The sequence below is a fragment of the Campylobacter sp. BCW_6465 genome, assembly GCF_001762815.1.
GTDB classification, from domain to species: Bacteria; Campylobacterota; Campylobacteria; order Campylobacterales; family Campylobacteraceae; genus Campylobacter_D; species Campylobacter_D jejuni.
In genome coordinates this window covers 1-8,557 of the sequence record NZ_MJXN01000015.1, presented here as the reverse complement: position 1 = coordinate 8,557, position 8,557 = coordinate 1, and the positions used below count along the sequence as shown (strand labels likewise).

The following is an 8,557-nucleotide window of genomic DNA, read 5'->3' as shown; positions in this document are numbered from 1 at the left end:
ATTAAAACCTCTTCTTCTTAACATCTTCTAAGATATTATTAGCTATATCACTTACTGTACTAGAAATAATAGCTGATTCATTAGCAATTTCAACATTATCTTTAGTAGTTTGATCAATTTGTGCTACGCTATCATTGATTTGAGTAATACCTGCAGTTTGTTCTTTAATACTTTCTGCCATATCATTGATAGATTGAACAAGTAAATTAGTATTAGCTTCTATTTCAGATAAAGACTTTTGAGTTCTCTCAGCTAGCTTTCTAACTTCATCAGCCACAACAGCAAAGCCTCTACCATGTTCTCCAGCACGAGCCGCTTCAATAGCTGCATTTAAAGCTAAAAGATTGATTTGATCTGCAATATCACCTATGATACCTGTAACATTTTTAATCTCTTCAGATTGAGTGATAACATCACTAGTTTTAACTGAAACATTTTGCATAGAAGAAGTGATCTCTTCTAAAGCTGCTGCAGTTTCTTCTAAAGATTGAGCTTGAGAATTTGAAGAAGTGGTTAAGCTTTGAACAGCAGTTTGTAATTTTCCACTTTCATTAGCTAAAGCATTAGCAAAGTCTGAACTTTGTTTTAGCATTTTAACTATTTCATCACCTAAAGCATTAGTAGTTAATTCAACACTTCCTGAAGCATTAGAGATTTTATTTCTAAAATCTAAGCTTTTGTATTCTTCAAATATTTTATGAATAACATTCATATCAGAACCTACTCTAGCTTGTAAAACATCAAGAAGTTTATTTAGAACATTTTTAAGTTCAATAAGTTGTGGGTTTCTTGGATTAGCAGTAATTCTTGCTGTTAAATTACCACCTTCTACAACTGATACGGTTTGAACTGATTCTTTAACAGCTTGATTGTCTTGTTCTAAACCTTTTTTAGTAGCAAGGATGTTTTCGTTGATAGCACTTGAGATTTGTCCAAATTCATCATTGCTTTTTACTTCTATAGTAGAAACATTTTTTGTTTTATGATTGATGAAGTCAAAGAAATTTTGCAAAGATTTAAAAATTGAATTAATTTTTGCACTTACCATATATTTTATACACATATATACAATAGCTGAAATTATAATTAAAAATATAACAACTACAGCAACTATAATTAACTGAAGATTATATAAAGGTTTTAAAACTGAATTTTTAGGGGTTGTTACAAGTATACTCCAATAACTTGAATCTTCTAGGGTACTAAAGGAGACAACCGAAGCATAACTAGTTAAACCTGTAGATGTATAAAAATTATTGATTAAAATATCTCTATGTTCTTTAATAGCACTTAATATAGGAGCTACAGAAGGAGAATGGTTGTATTCATTGATTTTTTGCAAAATTGCTTTAGGATTTTCATGTATAACAAATGTTCCATCATCTGTAAGTAGTAATCTTTGATCTCCTTCGTGAAAATTTAATGAAGGATCAAGTAAAGCTTTAGACATCTGTGAAAGCTCTAAAGAGAAACCAATAACTCCTGCAAAATCTCCTTTTTGATTAAAAATAGGCATTCCTAAGTTTATCCCTAAAAATTCTCCATTGCCATAATCAAGACGCTTGACTGAACCAAAAATAATCTTTTGTTCTCCATTGTGCACATTGTTTTCAATTTTTGAGATTACAGGTATACTGTTATACATATTTTTATTTTGTATAAATGTTTTAATACCTCCGTCAATCCCTGGAGTTGAATCATTATAAACAATAGATAAATTTCCATTTTGAATGTCTTTTTCTTTATTTCCTGATAAGACTGAAAGATCTTTAATGTATAAAAAAGCATAAGTGGTATGCATACTTGAATCTAATGTTTTTTTGGTCAAATTTTCCAATACATTAATGTCAATATTCCCATTATCATTAATAACTTGTTGTATACTAGTACCTAATGCTTTAGAGAGTAAAAAAGGTTCGTTAAGTGTGGATTGCATATAATTTACATATCTTTTTGAAGCTATATCTAGAGCAATTTCTGCTTCTTTTTCCATATTTTGAGAAACTTTCCATGATATGATGGCAATCATAAAGACTAAGCTAACCATAACACTTCCAATTACTGAAAGGGTTAATTTAGTTCCGATAGATTTTAACATTGTCTTCCTTTCTTGTATATTTATTTTCTAGAATTATAACTATAAAATGCTTATTTTTTTCTAAAAAAGTTATTAATTATTAATTAATATTTTGTTAATATTAATTAATAATTAAATTAAATAATGTTAAAATACATTTACATCAAATTTATATTAAGGAATAGCAATGAAAAAGATTTTCATTTCTTTTGTTGTCCTAGCGACATGTTTATGGGCAAAAAATACCGCCTATACTGATGAAGTTGTATCGCTTTATCTTAATAAAGATGATACTAAAGTCATAGGAAGACTTTTACCTACAAATCCTTTTGAAGTGTTAAAAAGCGCAAATAACAGGGTTTTGCTAAAAATTGATGGTTATGTAAATCCTAAAGCACCTTCTGTGATTTATTTCAATGACTCTCAAAGAATTATTGTTGCAGCTTTTTCTAAAAATACAAAATTAAATTTCTCTCAAAGAATAACTGGAAAAAATGGAAAATGGGATAAGGTAAGCCTTGAAATTTGGGCAGATAAAAAAGAATTTGTCAAAGACAATAAAGAAATGTTAAATCGAGCCAAAGAGCTTTTTGTAAATAACTGTGGAATTTGCCACGCTATCCACAAAGAAAAAGAATTTACAGCTAATGCTTGGCCTGCAATTTTCCGTTCTATGGCCGATAGAACAGGTATTGATAAAAAAGACAGATGGCTAGTTATAGAATACTTACAAAAAAACGCAAAAGATTTTAAAACAAAATAAGGAGAAAAGCATGCTAGATAGAAGAAAATTTTTAAAAATTGGAGCGAGCTTAAGTGCTTTACCTCTCATTCCAAGCTTAAGTGCAGGAAAAACCGTAGAAGCTTCAAAAGTTAGCCTCGGACTTGTAAAAAATGGAGAAGTGATTACCGCAGCACACTGGGGGATTTTAAAACTCACTATAAAAGATGGTAAGATAGTAAAAAGTGAACCTTGGGAAAAAGTTACAAAAATGGATAATCCTTTACAGCACTATACTGCCGATATGGTTTATAAATCTCGTGTGAAGTATCCTTATGTGCGTAAATCCTACCTTGAAAATCCTGACAATCCTAAACCTGAGCTTCGCGGAAAAGATGAGTTTGTTCGCGTAAGTTATGGTGAAGCGATCAAGCTTATCGCCAAAGAGCTTAAAAAAACAAGAGATAGTAAAGGTGCAAGTGCGATTTTTGGTGGAAGCTATGGCTGGAAATCAAGTGGAAATATGCAAAACTCACGCATCTTACTTCATAGATTTTTAAATGTAACAGGTGGATTTGTAGGAGCTACAGGAGACTATTCTACAGGAGCTTCTCAAGTGATTATGCCTTATGTTGTAGGATCGATTGAAGTTTATGAGCAACAAACCTCATGGGAAAATATCTTAAGTGATTCTAAATATGTTGTGATTTGGGGTGCTGATCCGCTTTCTACTTTACGCATAGCTTGGACTTCAAACGAACAAAGAGGTTTGGCATACTTTGAAAAACTTAAAGACAGTAAAATCAAAGTGATTTGTATAGATCCTATAAAAACCACTACAGCGAAATTTTTAAATGCCAAATGGATAGCTCCACGCCCAAATACCGATGTAGCTTTAATGATGGGTATGGCAAGCCATTTAATTGCTAAGAAAAAAGTTAATTACGAGTTTTTAGACACTTACACTACAGGCTTTGATAAATTTAAAGATTATTTAGAAGGTAAAGAAGATGGAGTGAAAAAAGATACCAAATGGGCAAGTAAAATTTGCGGTATCGATGAAAAAACTATCAAAAAATTAGCTGAAACTTTTTATGATAATCCTACTATGATTATGAGTGGTTGGGGTATGCAAAGAGCACATCATGGCGAACAGCCTCACTGGATGCTAGTTACTCTTTGTGCAATGTTAGGACAAATCGGCACAAAAGGAGGCGGTTTTGGACTAAGCTATCATTACAGCAATGGCGGTGTTCCAACTTGCAAAGGCGGAGTTATCGGCGGTATGACAGCAGGTAGTTTAGGGATTTGGAAAAATGGTAAATTTAAAGGTTTAGTAAAAAGCGAAACTTCAAACGAAGGCGCAGAATGGCTTCAAAATGCAGCGAGTTATTCTTTCCCTGTAGCAAGAATCGCTGATGCTTTACTTCACCCTGGAAAAACCATAGATCACAACGGCTCTAAGCTTACCTATCCTGATATTGATTTTATTTACTGGGTAGGCGGAAATCCTTTAGTGCACCATCAAGATACTAACACTAACGTAAAAGCATGGAGAAAACCACGCACCGTTGTGGTAAATGAAATTTACTGGACTCCAACAGCTAAAATGGCAGATATTGTTATGCCTGTAACTTCATCTTATGAAAGAGATGATATTACCATGACAGGAGATTATTCAAATATGCATATAGCTCCTATGAAACAAGCAGTTGAGCCTGTGGGTGAAAGCAAAGATGATTATGTAATTTTCTCTGATATTTGTAAAATTTATGGAAAAGATGTCTTTAATGCCTATACAGAAAATGGCAAAAAAGCTAAAGATTTCATCAAAGAATACTACAACAGTGCCCTAAAACAAACTCAAAGTTTTGGCGAAGCTTTTGCTATTCCTATGCCAAGTTTTGAAGAATTTTGGGCTAAAAATGAACCAATCACTTTTGAACCAACAGCTGAAAGTTTAGAATGGACTCGTTTTTCAGAATTTATAGAAGATCCTATCTTAAATGCTCTGGGTACAGATTCAGGACTCATTGAAATTTACTCAGAAGCGATTAAAAATTATAATTATGATGATTGCAAAGCCCATCCTACTTGGTTTGAGCCTATTGAATGGCTTGGAAATGCAACCAAAGAAGCACCTTTCCACTTACTTACAAATCACCCAAGAGATCGCTTGCACTCTCAACTTTGCCACACAAGCTTAAGAGATACTTATGCAATAAAAGATAGAGAGCCGATTTTAATCAATTCCAAAGATGCAAAAAAACTTGGTATAAAAAATGGCGATGTAGTACGCGTGTTTAACAAACGCGGTGAAGTTTTAGCAGGGGCTGTTGTAAGCGATGAAATCATGCAAGGGGTTGTAAGGATTTGTGAAGGTGCTTGGTATGATCCTAATGAAAACGGACTTTGCAAATGTGGAAATGCAAATGTTTTAACCATGGATATGCCAACTTCAAAACTTGCCAATGGCAATATCTCTCACACAGGGCTCGTAAACATAGAAAAATTTAAAGGTGAACTACCAAAACTTACTGCCTTTAATGCGCCAAAAGGTGTGAATTAAATTGCAAGAAAGCCGTAAGGCTTTCTATTGTCCAAGCAAATTTAAACTTAAAGCCATTATTGCCATTCCTAATATAAGTCCATATAAACTATCATGGGCCTTATCATAAGTTTTTGCAGCGGGCAAAAGTTCATCAAGAGATATAAAAACCATAATTCCTGCAATCACAGCAAAACTTATAGCTAAAGTAAGATCGCCTATAAAAGGCAATAAAATCAAAGCTCCAACAAAAGCACCCAAAGGCTCTGCAAAACCCGAAAGAGCTGAATAAATAAAAGCCTTTTTCTTATTTCCTGTAGCATGGTAAATTGGCAAACTCACGGCCAAACCTTCAGGGATATTGTGTATAGCCACAGCTATAGCTATAGCAATTCCTAAAGTAAGATTGTCAAGACTCGAAATAAAAGTAGCAAAACCTTCTGGGAAATTATGTATAGCAATAGCCAAAGCTGTAAAAATCCCTGTGCGTTTTAAAGCTTTAGTATTGATCTGATGCAACTTTTCTCCAGGATGAAATTTCGGAGGATTTTGTCCTTTTTGAGGTAAGGGACAAATTTTTAACTCGCTTAAATCCTCTTTAGGCTCGTGAGGATTGACATCTTCGGGGATTAATTTATCAATCAATAAAGATATTAAAATTCCACCAAAAAAACAAGCTAATCCCAAAAGCTCAGCCCAATGCGAATCATAGTGATTTTTAAAATCTTTAAGTGCAGTGGGTAAAATTTCCATGAAAGAAATATATATCATTACCCCAGCTGAAAAACCAAGTCCTAAAGAAAGTACCCTTAAATCATCTTTTCTAGAAAAAAAGGCTATTATAGAACCTATAGCTGTAGAAAAACCTGCAAAAAGAGTCAGTAGCATTGCGATAAAAATTTGTTCAAAGGTAAATTGCATTAATAATTCTTAACTTCAATAAAATTTTAATATTTTAAATACTTATATTTATAAAAAGTTAACATATGGTAAAATTACAAAAGATATTAAAATTTTTAAGAATATTTTAAAAAATTATAGAATACTATACTAAGTTTTTTATAAATTTTTAAAAGTTAAGGAAAAAATATGAATTTTCGTTCTTTAAATATAAGCACTAAGCTTATTCTATCTGTAGCTATAGGGGTAATTTTAGGCATTATCGTATTAGTTTCAACAGTTTCCATATATATTTCTGAAAATATGGAAAAAGAGGCCAAAGATTCAATATTTTTAGCTTCAAAAAGATACACCAATTATATGGAAGGTATTCTAAATGAAACTGTTGCACTTACAAAAGGAACCGCAACTTCCTTAAATGATATGTTTGAACACAATAATCAAGTTGATGCTGATTTGATTGAAAGCTTAATGAAAAATTTATTTGATAGTAGTTTATATTCAGCTTATACTTTTTTGTATTTAAAAGATACTTCAGTGCTAGGGGATGCTCAAGGAATTGATAAAAGATACACAAGTTCTGATGGTAAAACTTTTGCTATGATTTATTTTGATCAAACCACTGGAAAATCTGGAGGAATAGAAACGATTCAAACGCCAAATAATTTTGGTAATTTAAAGATTATAGAGCAAGTAGAAAAAAACGCTAAATATGGAGATAAAGATAGTTTATTTGTTGGGCCACCAACTAAACTTAACTACGATGGAAAAGATTTTCTAGGTATTAATTTTGGAATGCCTATTTTTAATAATAAAGGTAAATTGATTGGAGTTGCTGGATATACTTTAGATTTTTCTGAAGTTTCTGAAACCATACTTGACCCAAAATTAGATTTTTTTGAAGGGGATTTAAGATTTTTAATGACTGATAAAGGTGTTATTGCCATTCATAAAAATCATAATGCCATTTTAAAAACACTCAGTGATATAAATAAAGATCCCTCTGTGGAGTTAGTCAATAATGCTGTTAAAGAACACAAAACTGTTATAATAGATGATTATGTTGCTTCAACTGGAGATTTAAGCTATGCATCCGTTTCATCTTTTAGTACTGCAAATAATTCAAGTTATTGGAGTATGGTTGTAACTGCTCCTAAAAATTCAGTTTTAGCACCTTTAAAGAAACTAGAAATTATTTTTATTGTGATTTCTTTTTTTATACTACTTGTCATATTGATTATAGTTTATGTCTGCGTTAAAAAAATAGTTGGATCTAGAATTCCTGTCATTTTAAAATCTTTAGAAAATTTCTTTCGTTTTTTAAATCACGAAAAACACGAAGTTGATTTAATTTCAATCAAAGCCGATGATGAACTTGGAAAAATGGGCAAAATGATCAACGAAAACATCCTTGCTACTAAAAAAGGTTTAGAACAAGACAATCAAGCTGTTAAAGAATCAGTTCAAACCGTATCAGTTGTAGAAGGTGGTAATTTAACAGCAAGAATTACTGCTAATCCAAGAAACCCACAACTTATTGAACTTAAAAATGTTCTAAATAAACTTCTTGATGTTTTACAAGCTAGAGTAGGTTCTGATATGAATGTTATTCATAAAATATTTGAAGAATACAAAAGCTTAGATTTTAGAAATAAAATCTCTAATGCTTCAGGAAGTGTTGAATTAACTACTAATGCTTTAGGTGATGAAATAGTTAAAATGCTAAAACAAAGTTCAGACTTTGCTAATGCTTTAGCTAATGAAAGTGGAAAATTACAAACTGCTGTTCAAAGCTTAACCACTTCTTCAAATTCTCAAGCTCAATCTTTAGAAGAAACTGCAGCAGCTTTAGAAGAGATCACTTCTTCTATGCAAAATGTTTCAGTTAAAACTAGTGATGTTATCACTCAATCTGAAGAGATTAAAAATGTTACAGGTATCATAGGTGATATTGCAGATCAAATCAATCTTTTAGCTTTAAATGCAGCTATTGAAGCGGCTCGTGCTGGAGAACATGGTAGAGGCTTTGCTGTTGTGGCTGATGAAGTTAGAAAGCTAGCTGAGAGAACTCAAAAGTCTTTATCTGAAATAGAAGCTAATACTAATTTACTTGTTCAATCTATCAATGATATGGCAGAAAGTATTAAAGAACAAACTGCAGGTATTACTCAAATCAATGATAGCGTAGCACAAATTGATCAAACTACTAAAGATAATGTTGAAATTGCTAATGAATCAGCTATTATTTCTAGTACAGTAAGTGATATAGCTAATAATATCTTAGAAGATGTTAAGAAGAAGAGGTTTTAAT

Annotated in this window: 5 protein-coding genes; 3 read left to right on the top strand and 2 right to left on the bottom strand. The window is 31.8% G+C overall.

Translation table 11 applies throughout. The features are described 5' to 3' along the window. Window position 1 precedes the first annotated feature (1 nt). A complete protein-coding gene (locus AJ886_RS00720) occupies window positions 2–2,098 on the bottom strand; it encodes a methyl-accepting chemotaxis protein (RefSeq protein WP_070277761.1) in 2,097 nt (698 codons plus the stop codon). Between the two features lie 166 nt (window positions 2,099–2,264). Between AJ886_RS00720 and AJ886_RS00715 the strand changes: the two genes are divergently transcribed. Next, complete coding sequence (locus AJ886_RS00715) at window positions 2,265–2,840, top strand: cytochrome c3 family protein (RefSeq protein ID WP_070242974.1); 576 nt, start codon at window positions 2,265–2,267, stop codon at window positions 2,838–2,840. Between the two features lie 10 nt (window positions 2,841–2,850). After that, window positions 2,851–5,367 carry a molybdopterin guanine dinucleotide-containing S/N-oxide reductase gene (locus tag AJ886_RS00710; RefSeq protein WP_070278539.1) on the top strand — a complete coding sequence of 839 codons (2,517 nt, stop codon included), beginning with the start codon at window positions 2,851–2,853 and terminating at the stop codon, window positions 5,365–5,367. Between the two features lie 24 nt (window positions 5,368–5,391). On the opposite strand, the gene zupT is transcribed toward AJ886_RS00710, so the two are convergent. Continuing rightward, window positions 5,392–6,267 (bottom strand): zinc transporter ZupT, encoded by an 876-nt coding sequence (gene zupT / locus AJ886_RS00705; RefSeq protein ID WP_052776816.1) that lies wholly within the window; start codon window positions 6,265–6,267, stop codon window positions 5,392–5,394. A 168-nt stretch (window positions 6,268–6,435) separates the two neighbouring features. Between zupT and AJ886_RS00700 the strand changes: the two genes are divergently transcribed. After that, complete coding sequence (locus AJ886_RS00700) at window positions 6,436–8,556, top strand: methyl-accepting chemotaxis protein (RefSeq protein WP_070232950.1); 2,121 nt, start codon at window positions 6,436–6,438, stop codon at window positions 8,554–8,556. The last annotated feature ends 1 nt before the right edge of the window (window position 8,557 follow it).

What these genes read in the sequence shown, in the direction of transcription:
- AJ886_RS00715 (WP_070242974.1), top strand. Translation starts at nt 2,265, where the DNA reads ATGAAAAAGATTTTCATTTCTTTTGTTGTCCTAGCGACATGTTTATGG.
- AJ886_RS00710 (WP_070278539.1), top strand. Translation starts at nt 2,851, where the DNA reads ATGCTAGATAGAAGAAAATTTTTAAAAATTGGAGCGAGCTTAAGTGCT.
- AJ886_RS00720 (WP_070277761.1), bottom strand. Translation starts at nt 2,098, where the DNA reads ATGTTAAAATCTATCGGAACTAAATTAACCCTTTCAGTAATTGGAAGT.
- AJ886_RS00700 (WP_070232950.1), top strand. Translation starts at nt 6,436, where the DNA reads ATGAATTTTCGTTCTTTAAATATAAGCACTAAGCTTATTCTATCTGTA.
- zupT (WP_052776816.1), bottom strand. Translation starts at nt 6,267, where the DNA reads ATGCAATTTACCTTTGAACAAATTTTTATCGCAATGCTACTGACTCTT.